The 16,086-nt window shown below is 63.8% G+C and carries 18 protein-coding genes; 4 read left to right on the top strand and 14 right to left on the bottom strand.

Going from position 1 to position 16,086, the window contains the following annotated elements; all coding sequences use genetic code 11:
• Positions 1-553: 553 nt before the first annotated feature.
• From ISS97_RS10140 to phnG, 11 genes are all read right to left on the bottom strand, one after another.
• Positions 554-2,155, bottom strand: coding sequence for a PepSY-associated TM helix domain-containing protein (locus tag ISS97_RS10140; protein WP_379986810.1), 1,602 nt, complete (start codon positions 2,153-2,155; stop codon positions 554-556).
• Between the two features lie 7 nt (positions 2,156-2,162).
• Positions 2,163-2,423 carry a hypothetical protein gene (locus tag ISS97_RS10135; protein WP_379986811.1) on the bottom strand — a complete coding sequence of 87 codons (261 nt, stop codon included), beginning with the start codon at positions 2,421-2,423 and terminating at the stop codon, positions 2,163-2,165.
• Complete coding sequence (locus tag ISS97_RS10130; protein WP_379986812.1) at positions 2,420-2,695, bottom strand: hypothetical protein; 276 nt, start codon at positions 2,693-2,695, stop codon at positions 2,420-2,422. Before ISS97_RS10130 ends, ISS97_RS10135 begins: the two co-directional genes overlap by 4 nt.
• 22 nt (positions 2,696-2,717) lie before the next feature.
• A complete protein-coding gene (locus ISS97_RS10125) occupies positions 2,718-4,940 on the bottom strand; it encodes a TonB-dependent siderophore receptor (protein ID WP_379986813.1) in 2,223 nt (740 codons plus the stop codon).
• Positions 4,941-5,207: 267 nt separating this feature from the next.
• Positions 5,208-6,350, bottom strand: a complete 1,143-nt coding sequence (locus ISS97_RS10120) for an alpha-D-ribose 1-methylphosphonate 5-triphosphate diphosphatase (protein WP_379986814.1) — start codon at positions 6,348-6,350, stop codon at positions 5,208-5,210.
• 35 nt (positions 6,351-6,385) lie between these two features.
• Entirely contained in the window at positions 6,386-7,099 is a 714-nt protein-coding gene (gene phnL / locus ISS97_RS10115; RefSeq protein WP_379986815.1) for a phosphonate C-P lyase system protein PhnL, read from the bottom strand.
• Positions 7,096-7,866: a phosphonate C-P lyase system protein PhnK gene (gene phnK, locus ISS97_RS10110; RefSeq protein WP_379986816.1), complete on the bottom strand. Its 771-nt coding sequence runs from the start codon at positions 7,864-7,866 to the stop codon at positions 7,096-7,098. Before phnK ends, phnL begins: the two co-directional genes overlap by 4 nt.
• Positions 7,863-8,726, bottom strand: a complete 864-nt coding sequence (locus ISS97_RS10105; protein WP_379986817.1) for an alpha-D-ribose 1-methylphosphonate 5-phosphate C-P-lyase PhnJ — start codon at positions 8,724-8,726, stop codon at positions 7,863-7,865. Before ISS97_RS10105 ends, phnK begins: the two co-directional genes overlap by 4 nt.
• Positions 8,723-9,805 (bottom strand): carbon-phosphorus lyase complex subunit PhnI, encoded by a 1,083-nt coding sequence (locus ISS97_RS10100; protein WP_379986818.1) that lies wholly within the window; start codon positions 9,803-9,805, stop codon positions 8,723-8,725. The genes ISS97_RS10105 and ISS97_RS10100 overlap by 4 nt, the downstream gene beginning before the upstream one ends.
• Positions 9,806-10,384, bottom strand: a complete 579-nt coding sequence (phnH, locus tag ISS97_RS10095) for a phosphonate C-P lyase system protein PhnH (RefSeq protein ID WP_379986819.1) — start codon at positions 10,382-10,384, stop codon at positions 9,806-9,808.
• Positions 10,381-10,827 carry a phosphonate C-P lyase system protein PhnG gene (phnG, locus tag ISS97_RS10090; RefSeq protein WP_379986820.1) on the bottom strand — a complete coding sequence of 149 codons (447 nt, stop codon included), beginning with the start codon at positions 10,825-10,827 and terminating at the stop codon, positions 10,381-10,383. Before phnG ends, phnH begins: the two co-directional genes overlap by 4 nt.
• A gap of 130 nt (positions 10,828-10,957) precedes the next feature.
• Between phnG and phnF the strand changes: the two genes are divergently transcribed.
• From phnF to ISS97_RS10070, 4 genes are all read left to right on the top strand, one after another.
• On the top strand, positions 10,958-11,689 hold the full coding sequence (phnF, locus tag ISS97_RS10085; RefSeq protein ID WP_379986821.1) for a phosphonate metabolism transcriptional regulator PhnF: 732 nt from the start codon (positions 10,958-10,960) through the stop codon (positions 11,687-11,689).
• Positions 11,689-12,351, top strand: coding sequence for a DUF1045 domain-containing protein (locus ISS97_RS10080; protein WP_379986822.1), 663 nt, complete (start codon positions 11,689-11,691; stop codon positions 12,349-12,351). Before phnF ends, ISS97_RS10080 begins: the two co-directional genes overlap by 1 nt.
• Before the next feature lie 11 nt (positions 12,352-12,362).
• A complete protein-coding gene (gene phnN / locus ISS97_RS10075) occupies positions 12,363-12,923 on the top strand; it encodes a phosphonate metabolism protein/1,5-bisphosphokinase (PRPP-forming) PhnN (RefSeq protein ID WP_379986823.1) in 561 nt (186 codons plus the stop codon).
• Between the two features lie 150 nt (positions 12,924-13,073).
• Positions 13,074-13,484 (top strand): YybH family protein, encoded by a 411-nt coding sequence (locus ISS97_RS10070; protein ID WP_379986824.1) that lies wholly within the window; start codon positions 13,074-13,076, stop codon positions 13,482-13,484.
• Positions 13,485-13,568: 84 nt separating this feature from the next.
• On the opposite strand, the gene ISS97_RS10065 is transcribed toward ISS97_RS10070, so the two are convergent.
• The 3 genes from ISS97_RS10065 to ISS97_RS10055 all read right to left on the bottom strand — a co-directional run bounded on the left by ISS97_RS10065 (position 13,569) and on the right by ISS97_RS10055 (position 16,048).
• The gene (locus ISS97_RS10065; protein WP_379986825.1) at positions 13,569-14,045 is read right to left on the bottom strand and encodes a RidA family protein; all 477 of its coding nucleotides are present in this window, start codon (positions 14,043-14,045) and stop codon (positions 13,569-13,571) included.
• 161 nt (positions 14,046-14,206) lie between these two features.
• Complete coding sequence (locus ISS97_RS10060; RefSeq protein WP_379986826.1) at positions 14,207-15,508, bottom strand: DUF5690 family protein; 1,302 nt, start codon at positions 15,506-15,508, stop codon at positions 14,207-14,209.
• A gap of 135 nt (positions 15,509-15,643) precedes the next feature.
• Positions 15,644-16,048, bottom strand: a complete 405-nt coding sequence (locus ISS97_RS10055) for a hypothetical protein (protein ID WP_379986827.1) — start codon at positions 16,046-16,048, stop codon at positions 15,644-15,646.
• Positions 16,049-16,086 lie beyond the last annotated feature (38 nt).

Genomic DNA, 16,086 nt, shown 5'->3' with positions numbered 1-16,086 from the left:
GGTTTAGGGGTGATTGCGTGGTGTCTGCGGGGAGGCGACAGGTGGGGGCGGTTGTCTAGACCTCTTTGTTCCCGCTGCCCTCTGGCGTGAGGGGTGGGGGCTTGGCTCACCGCTTCTACTTCGTCATCCCTGCGTAGGCAGGGATCCAGTGGTGTTGTCGCTCGGTTGTCGCGTTCTCTCGCACTGGTCCGCCTGCGGCGGGGTTTCGTCCTCCTGCCGGAGGCCGAGTTACTTTTCTCTGCTTGCCCAGAGAAAAGTAACCAAAAGAGAGGGCACCCCTCTTACGCGCCCTCCGGCTTCGCCTACGGGTTCGTGAGGGTTGGCCGGGCTTTTCGACACGACGTCCCTGTCGTGTCGAAAAGGCGCAGGCATCCGTGCCTGCGCCCCCTTCGGGGCCTGATCGTCCAACCCTCACCGCTCCACAGGGGACCCGGTTACGGGCTCGCTTCGCATCGCCTAGTAAAGCCGTTGCTCCGTCCTCTGCTCGCGACGCAAAGCTAGTCCCGTGGGACAGGGGAGGGTTGGGGAGGGGTAAGTCCTTGGGACGACGTTGCTACTTGGTGATCTGAAGTGAGCTTTCGTCCGCCATGGCGTAGCTGGGAGTTTCCGCCCACACGCTATTCGCCTCTCCGGCCCGCGCGCGTTTTTTAGTTGCCCGCGCCAGTGCAATGAATCCGACACCGAGTGCGATGCCGGTGAGGTCGACGAAAAGCACGGCGGTGGTTTGTGCTGTCCACGCGGCGGTCCATGCATCGCTGTTGCGGATCAGATCGAAGGCGGAAGTGAGGATGTAGGCGGCGGCGGTGATCCGCAGCAGTTCACTGGCGGCACGGGGAATGGGGCGCAGGCAGGTGTAGGCGATGGCTAGGGTGACGCAGCCGTAGAAGGCGAGGCTTTGCGGCAGGGCGGGTGGGATGTGGGTGAGGTCGGCTAGGGCGGTGGCGGTGAAGGAGAGTGCGATGCCGAGGCAGCTGCCGATGCAGAGGCCGATGGTGGCGCGTGCCATCACCAGGGTTTTGCGTGGTTGTTCGGTGTGGCGGCGTTTGCGGCGGGATTCGATCCACAGCAGGTTGCCGGAGTAGAACAGGAAGGCGCCGGCGAGGCCGAGGAGGAAGTAGAGCCATTGCACGGTGCGGCCGCCGAAGCTGCCGAAATGCAGGGCATACATCGATGAGTTGGTGATGCCGTTGACGCTGTGGGTGTCGCCTATGTGGCGCTCCAGTACATCGCCGCTTGCACCGTGCAGGGCGATGGTGCCGTAGGTACCGAGGGTGTGTTGGGACAGGCCGCGTATCTGCACCAGGGCGTTGGCGTCGCCGTAGTAGCTGAAATGGATGTAGTCGGGTTCGAAGGTGGAGACGCCGGTGGCGAGTGCGGCGGCTTTGGCGCGGGCCATCAATACGTCCGCTGGCAGGGTGGTGGCGGGCTTGCCGCTGGCGGTGACTACGGGCGCGGTGGCGATGGCCTTGGCGAAGGCGCCGTCGAGTTTGCCGTCGAAGGCGATCAGGTTGAGCGCGGCGAACAGCGGCACGAACAGGCACATCAACGCACCGGTGATGGCGAAGATGATGTGGAAAGGCAGGCTGAGTACGCCGATGACGTTATGTGCGTCTTGCCACAGGCGCTTGAGGTTGCGGCCGGGGCGTAGCGCGAACAGGTCGCCCAGCAGTTGCGGCAGGTGGATGAGCAGGCCGGAGATCAGTGCCAACCCGTAGATCACGCTGACGATGCCCATGAAGTACAGGCCGACCACGGGAATGCCGAGCGAGTCGTGCAGTGCGTAGACGAAATCGGCGAGATTGCCGCGGGTGGCGCCTTCGTCGTCGACGGGATGTTCCAGCGCATCCGCGGTGGCGAAATGTTCTTCGCCATCGTTCCAGTAAGCGTAGGGTGCCTGCGAGGTGCCGGGTGGTGGCAGCACGATGCCGAAATTTTCGCGCGCCTTCGGATGCGTTTGCAGCAGGTGGTCGATCAGCGTCTGCACCGGCACGTTCTTGGCGGGCGTGCCGCGCCACGGCGGGTTCTGCCATAGCGCGATGTCGTGGTGGAACACGGTGAGCGCGCCGGCATAGAAGGCGATGAACAGGGCGAAGCCGGCCAGCAGCCCGGTCCACGTATGCACGGTCTGGAAGGTGCGGATGGTGGAGGATTTCATCGTTGCGTCAGCCGGTGGCGACGTGGCGCGACAGCCACAGCAAGGCGAAGACAAGCAGGTTGGCGGCGCCCAGCGTGAGCCAGGCGCGCGTGCCATTGCGGAATAGATAGCTGCCGATCATCACGCTGGTCCATAGCGGGAAGAACAGCAGCAATACGGGAATGATCCAGGCATCGCCATGCTCTGGCAGCCAGTACAGCAACAGCGCCAGCAACGAGCCTGACAACGGAAAACCGGCCAGCGTGCCGGCCAGGCAGCGGGCGATCATCGGCGGCCTTCCTTCGCAACGGCTGGGCCGAAGCGCCAGGCGAGATAGGGCAGCGACACGCAAGACAGCATGAACGTGATGAGCGCGGCGGCGATGCCCGCGCCGATGCCCGCGGCCGTTATCCATAGCGCCAGGCTGACGGCCCCCAATACCGTTGCCGACAGACGCGCGGAGGCCGGCAGCGGCATTGCGCGCAGCCGTTGCTGCGGACTGGCGAGATAGAGCAGCAGTGCGCATCCGGCGTTGGCGGCGAGGGCGAGCAGGGCGGTCAAGATGGTGGGCTCCGTGTCCCGCTCAGAAGCGGTAGGTGACGTTCAATTGCCAGTTGGTCGGCGCGCCGTAATAGCCCTGCGCCCAGTAAAGGCTGGCGATGTACTTGCGGTTAGTGAGGTTGTCCACGTTGAGCGTCGCGCTCCACGATGGGCTGATGCTGTAGTTCGCCATCAGGCCGAGCAGGGCATAGCTGCCCTGGCGGGTAAAGATTTCGCGGCCCTGTGTATCGAGCGCGCCCTGGTCGCGCACGATCTTGTCCTGCCAGCGCAGCGAGCCACCCACTTTCAGACCGGTCAGCCACGGCAGGCGATACGTGGTGGTGATACGCAGGGTGCGGCGCGGCACGTAGGTGCGCACGTTGTGGTCCTGGTCGTCCTGGATGCGCAGTTGGGTGAAACCGGCGCTGGCTTCCCAATCCTTGGTGAGGCTGCCGGCGATGTCGAATTCGTAGCCGGTAGAGGTGGCATTGATGCCGCGGTAGTAGCTCTGCGCCGTGACCGGATTGATGCCTACCGATTCGGCGTAGTTGTTTTGGTGCGAGCGGAACACGGCGAACGATGCATTGAGGCGCTGATCCATCCAGGCGCCCTTGATGCCGGCTTCCAGGTTGTTGCCGGTCACCGGATCGAGCACGCGGTTGTTGATGTCCACTTCGGTCTGCGGGTTGAAGATCTTGGCGTAGCTCGCGTACAGCGAGTAATTCGCGTTGAGGTCGTACACCGCGCCGGCGAACGGCGTGGACTTGGTTTTCTCGTAAGCGTGCGGCACGCCATAGTTCTGGCCGGTGCTGTGGATGTAGGTGAGGCTGGCGCCGGTGATCAGCTTGAGATCGTCAGTGAGGTTCCAGCGCGCGGTGGCATAGGCGCTGCGGCGGCGGAGATGGAACTGCGCGCCGTTGAACGAGGCATCGAACGACGGCTTGGGATAGTGGCCGGTCCAGTCCCACAGGGCCGGCAGCGGCGTGCCGATGTCGCTGGAGTAACCGGAGAGCTGGTCCACATCACTCTTGCCGGCGTTCACACCCAACACCAGTCGATGCTCGCGCCCGCCCAGGGTGAATGGGCCGCTCGCGTACATATCGACGTAGTACTGCTTTTCGGTGCTGGTATAGCGCGAGGGGTAGCTGTACAGCCCCAGGCCGGTTGCCGCGTCGGGCGTGCCGTAGGTATAGAACAGCTCGCTGTCATTGGTGATCCGGCGATAGTTGAGCGCGGCCTTGAGATTCCAGCCGTTGTCGAAATCGTGCGATAGCGAAACGTACGACTGCGTGTTGGCCGAATCCCAGTGCGCCCAATCGGTGGAGGTGCTGGTGGAACGGCGGTAGTTCGTCGGCGTGCCGTCGGAGTTGTACAGCGGCAAGGCGCCCCACATCGGGCTGTCCGGTGCGTTCTTCTGCCACGACACACCAGCGGAGAGCAGCGTGTTCGCGCCCAGGTCGGCTTCGAGCATGCCGGCGGCGATTTTCTTGTGCTGTGAGTAGCGGTCCAGATAGCTGTCCGTGTCCTGGTTCGCTACGACCAGGCGGCCGCGCACGCTGGCGGACTGATTGAGTGGGCCGGAGATATCGCCATCCAGCCGTCGGTTGTTCCAGCTACCCACGGTGGTGCCCACGCTGCCCTGCAGATCAGCGGTGGGGCGCTTGCGTACGAAGTTGATGGTGGCGGATGGATTGCCGGTGAACGAGAGCAGGCCGTTCGCGCCGCGCAACACTTCGATGTGATCGTAGATGGCTGTATCGATATCGCCTTCCTGCTGGCCGTTGGCGAAGGGCAGGCCGAGACCGTCGGTGAGGAAGTTGGTGATATCGAAGCCGCGCGCGCCGTAATAGGTACGGTCAGTCTCGATCTTCTCGACGCTGATGCCGGTGCTGCGTGCGAGCACGTCATTGACGTTGTTCAGGCCGAAGTCGTCCATCTGCGCACGGGTGATCACGCTCACCGATTGCGGCGTTTCACGCAGTGACAGCGGCAGGCGCGTGGCGCCGCTGGCGACCGGTGTGGTGTAGGAGCCTGTGCCTTCGGTGCTGTTACGGTCGACGCTGGCGGTGGCGACGACGCCTTCCAGATCGGTGACATGCTCGGCCTTCGCCGCGCTGCGACGCTTGTTGGCGGCTTCCGCCGCGTCGTCCTCGGTGGCGGGCCTATCGGTGGCGAATGCGGAGAACGTCAGCAGGCAGGACAGTGCCAGCAGCGTGCGGCGATGCGAAAAAAGGGAACGTCGACGGGTATGCGCGTGGCCAGCCACAGGGCTTCCTTAGTGCGATGGCCCGGAGTGCGAGTCATCGGATGGGAGGATGCGGCTGGGTCGGCGGAGCGACGTGGCGTGCGTTCGATCTAAATGATAATAATTCTTATCTTGTCATGCCGGCAAGAGGCGCGGCACATGCCGTAGGAGCGCACCCTGTGCGCGAAAGCCCTGCGTTAGCAGGGCCGCTTTTGCCACATGGGAAGAACGGAGCGGCCCTGCTAACGCAGGGCTTTCGCGCACAGGGTGCGCTCCTACGGTGGTGGCTCAGAACGATCGGTTGCCGCCCACCCACACATTACGCACGATCGGCAGCCCATCCACCGCGCCCATGCGTACCAGATCCGCGCGCAAGCCGGCTTTCAATTCGCCGCGATCCCTGAAGCCGAGCGCCCGCGCCGGGTTGGCCGACACGGTGGCGATCGCACGCGGCATCGACCAGCCGGCCTGGCTGTGCAGCAGGAAGGCACCATGCAGCAGGCTAGCGGGTACGTAGTCGGATGAAAGCATGTCGAGCCGGTCGGCCTCGGCCAGCGCAAGCGCGGCGACGTTGCCGGAGTGGGAGCCGCCGCGCACGACGTTGGGTGCGCCCATCACGGTGGTGAGGCCGAGTTTGCGCGCGGCATCGGCGGCTTCGCGGGTGGTGGGGAATTCGGAGATGCTGACGCCGATGCGGTGGGCGTGTTCGACCTGGGTGGTGTCGGTGTCATCGTGGCTGGCGAGCACGATGTCCTGCCCCTGCACCATGTCGAGGACGGCCTTTTCGTGACGTGCGCTGTAGGTCGCCTGTTGTTCGGCACGCTGCTTCACGACGTTGTTGAATTCGTCTTCGGTCCAGCTCGTGTGATTCTTGCTGTAGTACTTGCGGTACTGCTGGATGTCACGGTATTGGCGCTGGCCTGGGGTGTGGTCCATCAGCGAGATGAGGCGCACGCTGCTGTGGCGCATCAGTGGTTCGAGCGCTTCGATCAGGCGCGGGTAGGCCAGCTCGCAGCGCAGGTGGATCCAATGATCGGCGCGCAGGGCGCCGCTGTTCTGGCCGGCGAGGATGGCGTCATAGGTGCTGCGCAGGGTTTCAATGCGCACGCTTTCTTCTTCGAGATCACCGACGGAGAGCGCGTCGAATACCGTGGTGATGCCGGCGGCGACGACCTGAGCGTCGTGCGTAAGTACCGCGGGCAGCGACGGCCACAACACGCCTGCGCGCGGCATGAGGTGCTTTTCCAGATTGTCGGTGTGCAACTCGATCAGGCCGGGGATGACGTAGTCGCCCTCGCAGTCGATGGCGCCCGGCGCCTGGGTGGAGCCTTCGTCGATCAGGCGGATAAAGCCGTTGCGGGCGATCAGGGTGCCGTGCATGACGCGGTCGTCGAGCACGATGTTGGCGTTGGTGAGAACGAGGTCGTTCATGGGCTCATCAATCAAGTGGGTTCAATCAAGTGGGTTCAGGCCGGCGCCATCGGGCGCATCGGGAACAGACGGGTAGCGACGCGGTCGCGCATGTCCTCGTCGTGGAAGATGCCGAGCACGGCAGCGCCGGCGTGGCGAGCTTCCTCCAGCAACTGGGCGACGACCTGGCGGTTTTCGGCGTCGAGTGAGGCAGTGGGTTCGTCCAGCAGCAGGAGTGGGCGATGCACGATCAGCCCACGCGCGATGTTCACGCGCTGCTGTTCGCCGCCGGAGAAGGTGCCTGGTGGTAGTGCCCACAGGCGCTCCGGCACGTTCAGTCGACGCAGCAGCGCGCCGGCACGCTGGCGCGCCTCTTCTACGGAGATGCCGGCACCGATCAGCGGTTCGGCGACGATGTCCAGTGCAGGCACACGCGGGATCACGCGCAGGAACTGGCTGACATAGCCGAGGGTACGGCGTCGCACCTCCAGGACCTGGTGCGGCGTTGCCTCGGCCAGGTCGAGCCAGTGGCCGTCGTGACGCACACGCACTGCGCCATGGCTGCTGCGGTAGTTGGCGTAGATCACCCGCAGCAAGGTGCTTTTGCCGGCGCCGGAGGGGCCGGACAGCACCACACATTCGCCAGCGTGCAGGGTGAGGTCGATGTCGTCGAGTACGTCCAGTCGGGTGTCGTGCTGCTGATGCAGTTCGAAGGATTTGGCCAGGCCGCGGAGTTCGAGCATGGCCGGTGAAGCGATGGGAGCGGTCATGTGGTGAGCACCGAGGAAACGAGCAATTGGGTATAGGGGTGTTGCGGGTCGTCGAGGATCTGGTCGGTGAGGCCGCTTTCCACTACGCGGCCGCCCTGCATCACCAGCGTGCGCGCGGCGAGGAGACGCGCCACGGCGAGATCGTGGGTGACCATGATCGCGGCCAGACCCAGCTCGTTCACCAGCCGGCGCAGCAGGTCGAGGATGCGCGCCTGCACCGAAACATCGAGGCCGGCGGTGGGTTCGTCCATGAAGACTAGGCGTGGTTGCGTCACCAGGGTGCGGGCGATCTGCAAGCGCTGCTGCATGCCGCCGGAGAAACCGGTGGGTGCGTCATCGATACGTGCGGGATCGATTTCCACGCGCTCCAACCAGCCGCGCGCGATGCCGCGCAGACATCCGTAGTCGCGCTGGCCGAGCGCCATCAAGCGTTCGGCGACGTTGGCCCCGGCACTGACGTTGAGGCGCAGGCCGTCACGCGGATTCTGCGTAACGAAGCCCCATTCCTCTCGGGCAAGACGGCGGCGGTCGGCTTCGCTGAGTGCGCCGAGGTCGAGCCAGTCACCGTTCTTCTGGTGATAGCGGACGATGCCGGCGGTCGGCGCCAGTTGCGCCGCCACGGTGTTGAGCAGTGTGGATTTGCCGGAGCCGGATTCGCCGACGATGCACAGCAGTTCGCCCGGATGCAGATCGAAGCTGACATCTTCGCAGCCGACGCGTCGGCCATAGTGGTGGCCCAGTCCGCGGACTTGCAGGAGGGCGCTCATGCGGCCTCCTCGGCAGCGTCGTCGCTGCGCTGGCTGCAGTAGTCGGTGTCGGAGCACACGAACATGCGCGTGCCGCGATCGTCCACCACCACTTCATCGAGATAGCTGTCGCCGGCGCCGCACAGGGCGCAGCGATGCTCCCAGCGCTGAATCTCAAAGGGATGATCGTCGAAGGCGAGGCTTTCCACGCGGGTGTAGGGCGGGATGGCGTACAGGCGCTTCTCGCGGCCGGCGCCAAACAGCATCAGGGCCGGCGAGCGGTCGAGCTTGGGATTGTCGAATTTCGGAATCGGCGAGGGCGAGGTGAGATAGCGGCCATCCACCATCACGGGATAGTCGTAACTGGTGGCGATATGCCCGTACTGGGCGATGTCTTCGTACAGCTTCACGTGCATCAATCCATAGTCGGCGAGCGCATGCATCGTGCGTGTCTCGGCCTCGCGTGGTTCCAGGGTGCGCAGCGGTTCGGGCTCGGGCACCTGGAACACCAGCAGCTGATCCTCGCGTAGCGGTGTTTCAGGAATGCGATGGCGGGTCTGGATTACGCTGGCTTCGGTCGTGCGCTCGGTGGTCGTGACGCCGGCCACGCGCGCGAAGAAGCGGCGGATGTTGACGGCGTTGGTGGTGTCGTCGGCGCCCTGGTCGATCACCTTCAGTACGTCGTCCGGCCCCAGCAGGGCGGCGGTGACCTGGATGCCGCCGGTGCCCCAGCCATAGGGCAGTGGCATCTCGCGGCTGCCGAACGGCACCTGGTAGCCGGGGATGGCGACGGCCTTGAGCAGGGCGCGGCGCAGCATGCGCTTGGTGTTTTCGTCGAGGAAGCCGAAGTTGTAGGACGCGTTGTTGTGGGGCGTGCTCATGCCGGCTCCTCCGTTCCTGCCGTTTTGCGCTGTTGCGCGGCGAGGGTGCGCAGCAATGAAAGCTCGGCCTGGAAGTCCACGTAGTGCGGCAGCTTCAGGTGTTGCACGAAACCAGAGGCTTCCACGTTGTCGGAGTGCGAAAGCACGAACTCCTGATTCTGTGCTGGTGCATAGGCGGCTTCGCCCAGTTCGTCGCAGCGCAGCGAGCGATCGACCAGAGCCATCGCCATGGCCTTGCGTTCGCCTTCGCCCATGCTCAGGCCGTAGCCGCGCGTGAACTGCGGCGGCACGCCGTTGCCGCCGTGGAACTGGTTGATCATCTGGCACTCGGTAAGGGTGATTTCGCCGATCTCGATGGCGAAGCCAAGTTCTTCCGGACAGATCAGCACATCGACCTCGCCCATACGGATTTCGCCGGCGAATGGATGGCTTTCCGCATAGCCGCGCTGGGTGGAATAGGCCATGCCTAGCAGGAAGCCTTCGTCGCCGCGTGCCAGGTTCTGCAAACGGGTGGCGCGGTCGGCGGGGAACATCAGCGGATCGCGGGTGAGGTCGGTGGGTTCCGGATCGCTGCCGGGGTCGATGCGCTCGATCAAGGCTTCGGCGTCGAGCAGGTCGAGTACGCGCGGCATGGAAGCGGCGAGTGGCTCGTCGGCTTCGACGGTTTCGCTGGGGGCCGGTGCGCCGAATTCCAGCAGGCGTTGCGTGTAGTCGTAGGTCGGGCCAAGCACCTGCCCACCGGGGATGTCCTTGAACGTGCCGGAGACACGGCGGCGCACACGCATCGCTTGCGTCGCCAGCGGTTCGGTGTAGCCAAAGCGCGGCAGTGTGGTGCGATAGGCGCGCAGCAGGAAGATGGCTTCCTGCATGTCGCCCGCGGCCTGGCGGATGGCCAGTGCGGCGAGGTCTTCGTCGTAGAGCGAGCCTTCCTGCATCACCCGCGCCACGCCCAGGCGCAGCTGCTGGCGAATCTGCGCCAGCTCCAGTTCCGGCACGGCGGTGTCGCCCCGGCGCGCTTCGGCGAGCAGTTCCAGCGAACGGGCGATGGCCCGTTCGCCGCCTTTCACGGCAACGTACATTCAATCCTCCGGCTGACGGGTCGTGCGCGGCAGCGCGAGAACGTGCTGCGCGGCGACGAAGTACAGGTCGATGCCCAGTGGCAATCGCGAAGCAAGCGCTGCGCGTTCGGGCCAGAAGCGCTCGGGCAGGCCATCAATGCGCACGCGTTCGACGTCGCGAATACCGGGGCCGGCAAAGCGCGGGCCGATACCGGGATGGAAGGCTTCCGCCTGCACGATCAGGCTGGCGGAGCGGTCCGGATAGTGCGGGTCACCCAGTGCGAAGGCATCCAGTGGGGGCATCGTGGCGGGATCGGTGACGAGTGCGAAATCGGCATCGGCCGGTGTCTGCACGAGCCGGCAGCCGGTGTGGAAGCGCAGGTGTTGGGACAGCGCTTCGTCCGCCTGCTGCAGCCACACGCTGGTGCTGGTATCGCAAAGCGTGAGCAGGATCGCCATGGCGGCCGGTGTGGCCGGGGCGGGCGCGGGCGCCAGCACCGGCAGGAGGCGCGATGACGCCGGACGCGACATGGCTTGCAGCAACTCGCGAAAATTGCGCTGGCTGTCGAAGACGGGGTGAGAGAACGCGGCAAGCATCATTCGCCCCGCACCACGGTGAAGAATTCCACCTTGCTGGCCGCGGCCTTGCGGCTGGCCGCCTCGCGGCGGGCCTGCAATGACTGGCGCAACGGTTCCAATACCTGCCTGCTCAACTGCGGATGTTTATCGCTGTCCTGCAGCCAGGCGTCGGCGCAGGCTGCCAGCTCGGCGTGCCTGGTGTTGCTGCCGCGCACCCAGGCGTGGCCGATGTGGCCATCGATCTGCACGCTGCAGCGGGTGACACTGACTTCGCCCAGATTGAACTGAGGGCCGGTGCCGCCGATGCGCCCGCGCAGCATGTAGAGGCCGGTCTGCGGCGGACGCAGCCAGGTGGCGTCCGCCGGCGGTGCGAACGGCGTCATGGCCGCGGCCAGTTCGGCCGGTTCGGCTTGCGCCAGCAGCGACATCCATTGCGGGCGCGCCAGGTGTGGAGAGGTGTCCATGTCTATTCCCGGGTTTGTCACAAATGTCTAGTTATCTAGACAGGGCGGAGCGCTGGGCTCCGTTGCGAAACATTCCAGCAGGGCAACGTGCCGCTGCCGTGACGGTGAATAGACAAGCGAGGCGAGTGGTATGGGCGAGGTCGAGCGGGGAAAGGGCGTGGCGCTTTGGAGCCAGATCGGCGACATCCTTGCCGAGGACATCCTCAAGGGGCGCGTACGTCAGGGCGAGCAGTTGCCGTCGGCGCAGGAGCTGGCGGAACGCTTCGACGTGAACCGCCATACGGTACGCCGTGCCATCGCCGCACTGGAGCAGCGTAACCTGGTTCGCACCGAACAGGGACGCGGCACCTTTGTGCAGGAGCAGACGCTGGATTATGCGATCAGCCGGCGCACGCGCTTTACCCAGAACATGCGCAATCTCAACGTCGAGGCCGATATCGAGTTTCTCGGCGATACGCGCGAGGTGGCGCCGAGCCAGGTCGCCGAAGCGATGGGCTTGGGGCGTCATGAATATGTCTTCCGCATCGAGACCTTGAGTCATGCGGATGGACATATCGTGGACTACAGCACGGCTTATTTTCCGGCGGCGCGCTTTCCCGGCCTGCCGGCAATCTACCGGCGCACGCAATCGGTAACGCGCACCCTGGCCGAGTTTGGGGTCAGCGATTACGTGCGCAAGCACACGCGCGTGTCGGCGCGACTGCCTGATGCGGAGACGGCGCGGCTGATGAAACAGCCGTCCAATCGACCTGTGCTGCATGTGTTGTCGATCAATGCGGATCCGCGGGGCGTGCCAGTGCAATATGGCGTCACGCGCTTCTCTGGCGATTGGGTGCAACTGGTGCTGATGGCGGACGACTGATGCGCTACGCGATTTATTACTGCCCGTCTGACGATAGCGAGCTGGGGCAATTTGGCCGCACATGGCTGGCGCAGGACGGGGAGGGTCTTCCGGTGCTCGATGTTGAGCGCGCCGATGCGCTGCTTGCCGACGTGTGCCGTTATGGATGGCACGCCACGCTGCGAGCACCTTTTGAGTTGAGCCAAGGGGCTTCATGCACGGCCTTGCGCAACGCAGTGGCAGTCGTTGCTGCGGCAACGCCAGCTTTTGAGCTGCCGCTTCAACTCGACCGGCTGGCCGGTTTTCTTGCCTTGCGCCCCCATGGCGCCAGCACAGCGGTGGATGCGCTGGCGGCAGCGTGTCTGTACGCGCTGGAACCCTTACGAGCGCCGTTGTCGACAGAAGTATTTCAGCGCCGCGCTTTGAATATCGACGCGACTGAACGCCTGTTACTTCAACGTTATGGCTATCCCTACGTGCTCGATCGCTATCGCTTCCATATGACGCTCTCCGCGCCGGCCACGGCGTTCGAGGAGCAACGTTTGCGCGACTGGCTGACTCCGCGCGTCGCGGCGCTCGGCGCTGCGCGCGTGGATGCCTTGGCCATTTGCGGTGAGGAGGCGCCAGGCGCTTCCTTCCATGTGATCGAACGCATTGCCCTGCAGGGAGCAAAGGCGGCATGAGTAGCGGACGCTTGTATTACGTGATGGGGCCTTCAGGTGCCGGCAAGGACAGCGTGCTGGGCTGGGTGCGCGAACACGGCATCTCGCATGGGGTGCTGTGCGCGCATCGCTATATCACGCGGCCGGCGCATGCGGGTGGGGAAAACCATGTCGCGCTGAGCGAGGCTGAGTTCCAGTCACGCGAGCGGCGTGGTTTGTTTGTGTTGACCTGGCAGGCGCATGGCCTGCACTACGGCATTGGGCGCGAAGTGGAGCAATGGTTGCTGCGCGGCGCCGATGTGCTGGTGAATGGTTCGCGTGGTGCATATGAGCTGGCGTGCGAACGCTTTCCTGCCATAAGGCCGGTGTTGATTACAGCTAGCCAAGAGTGCATGGCTAGGCGTCTTGCAGCGCGTGGACGCGAAAGTGATATAGATATTGCGGCCCGTCTCGCGCGCAGCGAGTCCTATCGAGTACCGCCGCATGCGCTGGTGATTCGCAATGATGGGTATCTGGCCGATGCCGGGGCCAGATTGCTGAGTGCTATTCAGCGAAATTCGATGGAGCAAGAGGTTGCTTTGCCGGAACGGTAAGAGCATCCGCATCGTTTATGTTTTGGTGGTGTAGCTGCGATGGGATACGTCTGATTGCTGGAGGCGCATGGCTGAACTAACTTCATGAAGGGAGTGCCGATGGTTTGTGCCGTTGCAAAGAACTTTTGTCGAGTGCGTTAGGAGTAGTGCATGTTGAACGTCAAGGACATTACTGGACCTGAGAAGATTGGTGAGGCTTTTGCGCGAATATTCAATGATCATTTCGATGTCGATGATCTGATCCTTCTCTACGAGGAGGGTGCGACGTTTTTTGATGGTGAAACTCCCGTTGTCGGGCATGACGCCATCCGCAAGGCTCTGGCTCCTCTGGGAGGAATGCCGGGAGTGATGGAGTCGAAGGTGAATTTCTGTGTTGTAAACGGTGATGTCGCCTTGATGAGGGCTGACTATCGGCTAGTTGATGAAGGGCGTGTCGTTCTTACGGGCAGTTCCGTTGAGATTGTCCGGCGCCAGGCAGACGGGACATGGCGCTATATGATCGATCATCCGACTGGGGCCAGTTTGGCGTCCCAGTCGCTGAACAAGGATGCTTCTTCATAGTCACTTCTTAATGAAGTCGATAAATCGCTTGCTTTGCGCACCCCTGTTTTTGAGGGCGAGCAAAGAAGATGCTTGCTGAAAGTACTACCGCGGTGTTACCGCAACGGCTTCGACTTCGAGTAGCAAGCCTTCTTTGGACAGCCTGTTCACTTCCACCAGCGTGCTGGCCGGCGGCTTCTGGGTGTTGATGTATTTGTCGCGCGCGGCGCGCAGCGCCTGCAGCTTCGACATGTCGGTGACGTACATGTTGAGCTTCACTACGTTGTCGAAGCTGGCGCCCGACGCCTCCAGTGCGGTCTTTAGATTGGCGAAGACCTGTTCCGCCTGTGCGGCGAAATCGCCTGCGCCGACCAGTTTCCCTTGCGCGTCCAAAGCGATCTGGCCGGCTATATAGATGGTGCGGCCACTGTTCGGAACGTCGACGATATGCGTGTAGCCCGTCGGCCTGGACAGGCCTGGCGGATTGAGGTGACGGATGCCTGTGGGCGAATCCGTCGCGAAGGTCGTAGTCGCGGCAAGCAAGCCAAACAAGGCGCAGCAGAAGACGGAGAGACGATGCACGGCACACTCCAGGCTTGGGGGTAGGCCAGCATCATAACCATCCCCTGTAGGAGCGCACCCTGTGCGCGAACGCGTTGCGATAGCAAGGCTGGCTGGTTCTATGAAACACGGCCCTGGCGGGCCGTGTCGCCCACAGGGTGGGCTCCTACATGATCTTTGCTTCAGGCAGGTGTTGGCAGTCCTATCGGGAAACGTGCGCGCCGCGCTTTGGCACGAAAGTAGGCGGCCGAGGCGAGCGTGACCAGCATGCCGAGCATGGACAGCGTCACCACCGTATCGCCGTAAAACGCAGCCCAGGACAGGTGCATGCCGCCGAACTGCTTGGCGAGGATCACGGCGACGCTTCCCAGGTAGCCGCTGGCGTCGGCGATATACATCACGAAGCCAACATTGCCGGTGACGCGGAAGGTGGCCAGCATGCGCTCGAAGAAGGTGGAGTTGTACGGCACATAGGCGAGGTAGAGGCCGAAACCGCTGCCGCCGATCCAGCCAAGCGGCGAGATCAGGCCGTGATGGTAGAGCCAGGTGGCGAGTACCGCGGTGGCGAAGCCGCTGAAGATCAACAGATGGTTGAGCATCAGCGCCTTGAAGTTGTCGCGCACCAGCATGGTGCTGGCAGTGATCAGCAGTACGGCGATCGCGATCGGCACTTCGGTTTCAGTGAAGACTGACGCATTGCCGCCGCGGCCCAGATCGGTCCATATCTCGGCGGCGAAGTTGTCGCGGAAGTCGCGTGCCACGGTGAGTGCGACATAGGCCACCACGACCATGGCGACGCCGGGCAGGAAGCGGGCGAGAAAGGCGCGACGAGTAGTGGTATCCATCGGCACGCGGGCATGGCGTGCGGCGATGTCGGCAGCGTCGGGGGCGGGCAGGTGTTCGAGCATCCATACCGCGAGGCACAGCAGCGGCACGAACAGCATGCCGGTGGCGAAGGGCATCCAGAATTCGCTCACGCCATGGCTCACCATCAGCCACATGCCAACCGACTTCACCACGCCGGAGCCGACGATAAAGCTGGCGCACATGAAGGCTGCCATCATTTCGGTGCCGCGGCGCCCTTCGAGGTAACCGAAGATCACGCCCCACACCATGCCGAGCGGCAAGCCGTTGAGAAACAGGCAGGTGATATTCCACGGCGCGGGCAGTACGGCGAAACCGAACAGCGCCAGCCACGCAAAGCCGATCAGCCCCGCCAACGCGCGGGCGCGGCTGTGCCGCTGCATTTCAGCGATCCAGGTGATTCCGCGGAATTTGCTGAGCATGTAGCCCAGCACCTGCGCGATCACCAGCCACACTTTGTAATCGACGCCAGCGAAATGCATGCCTTCGAACGCTGCCGCGGTGAACGGCTTGCGGAAGGCATACATCGACGCATAGGCGAGAAAGGCGGCGCTGCCGGCCAGCAGATTGACCAGCATCGGATGCGGACGCTGGCCGGAAACGGGGAAGCTAAGACGCACGCAGGCAGTCCTCGGCGGAAGTGTCGGCAGCGTGCGGCGGTTAGGTTACAGCGCCATGGCGATGTCTAGGCGGCTCGGGGCGATTGTTGGGAGCGTCGTGTTTGACGTGCCAGATCCATACGTCGAGTGAAGCGTTCAGGCGTATCGCGCGGTGGCCATGAGCACGGCAGCTAGTGCCAGCAGCACGGCAGCCATGCGATGGGCTCTGGTTGCGCGCGAGCGTGCGATGGCTTCATCGGGGTTGTCGGGTTGCAGCCGTTTCAGGATCGGACCGACGAGGAAGCCTTGCACCAGCAGGGCGAGCACGGAGCATAGGGCGCCGGCCACGAGCAATAGCTCCCCGCGTCCCAATGCGCCGCTGTGGACGAGATGTCCCATGGTGCCGCCTGACAGGATGGCGACGGTTGCTGCGATCATCTGCGGGCGGAACAGCCGTTCGGCACCTGTGCCGCCCAGGCGGGCGAGCGTGAATGTGGAGCCTGCCCAGAAGATGGTGGAAAGGATATGAAGTGACAGAACCAGCATGAGCACTTGCTGCACGGCACACTCCTTGGTGATCAGGTAAATTAGATATACAT

This window comes from Dyella koreensis (genome assembly GCF_044904565.1).
GTDB classification, from domain to species: domain Bacteria; phylum Pseudomonadota; class Gammaproteobacteria; order Xanthomonadales; family Rhodanobacteraceae; genus Dyella_D; species Dyella_D koreensis.
Note: the sequence above shows the minus strand (reverse complement) of the source record. Positions and strands in the feature narration are given on the sequence as shown.

Excerpts from the sequence above, each read along its gene's own strand:
- ISS97_RS10140 (WP_379986810.1), bottom strand. The coding sequence starts at position 2,155 with ATGAAATCCTCCACCATCCGCACCTTCCAGACCGTGCATACGTGGACC.
- ISS97_RS10135 (WP_379986811.1), bottom strand. The coding sequence starts at position 2,423 with ATGATCGCCCGCTGCCTGGCCGGCACGCTGGCCGGTTTTCCGTTGTCA.
- ISS97_RS10120 (WP_379986814.1), bottom strand. The coding sequence starts at position 6,350 with ATGAACGACCTCGTTCTCACCAACGCCAACATCGTGCTCGACGACCGC.
- phnL (WP_379986815.1), bottom strand. The coding sequence starts at position 7,099 with ATGACCGCTCCCATCGCTTCACCGGCCATGCTCGAACTCCGCGGCCTG.
- phnK (WP_379986816.1), bottom strand. The coding sequence starts at position 7,866 with ATGAGCGCCCTCCTGCAAGTCCGCGGACTGGGCCACCACTATGGCCGA.
- ISS97_RS10105 (WP_379986817.1), bottom strand. The coding sequence starts at position 8,726 with ATGAGCACGCCCCACAACAACGCGTCCTACAACTTCGGCTTCCTCGAC.
- ISS97_RS10100 (WP_379986818.1), bottom strand. The coding sequence starts at position 9,805 with ATGTACGTTGCCGTGAAAGGCGGCGAACGGGCCATCGCCCGTTCGCTG.
- phnH (WP_379986819.1), bottom strand. The coding sequence starts at position 10,384 with ATGATGCTTGCCGCGTTCTCTCACCCCGTCTTCGACAGCCAGCGCAAT.
- phnG (WP_379986820.1), bottom strand. The coding sequence starts at position 10,827 with ATGGACACCTCTCCACACCTGGCGCGCCCGCAATGGATGTCGCTGCTG.
- phnF (WP_379986821.1), top strand. The coding sequence starts at position 10,958 with ATGGGCGAGGTCGAGCGGGGAAAGGGCGTGGCGCTTTGGAGCCAGATC.
- ISS97_RS10080 (WP_379986822.1), top strand. The coding sequence starts at position 11,689 with ATGCGCTACGCGATTTATTACTGCCCGTCTGACGATAGCGAGCTGGGG.
- ISS97_RS10070 (WP_379986824.1), top strand. The coding sequence starts at position 13,074 with ATGTTGAACGTCAAGGACATTACTGGACCTGAGAAGATTGGTGAGGCT.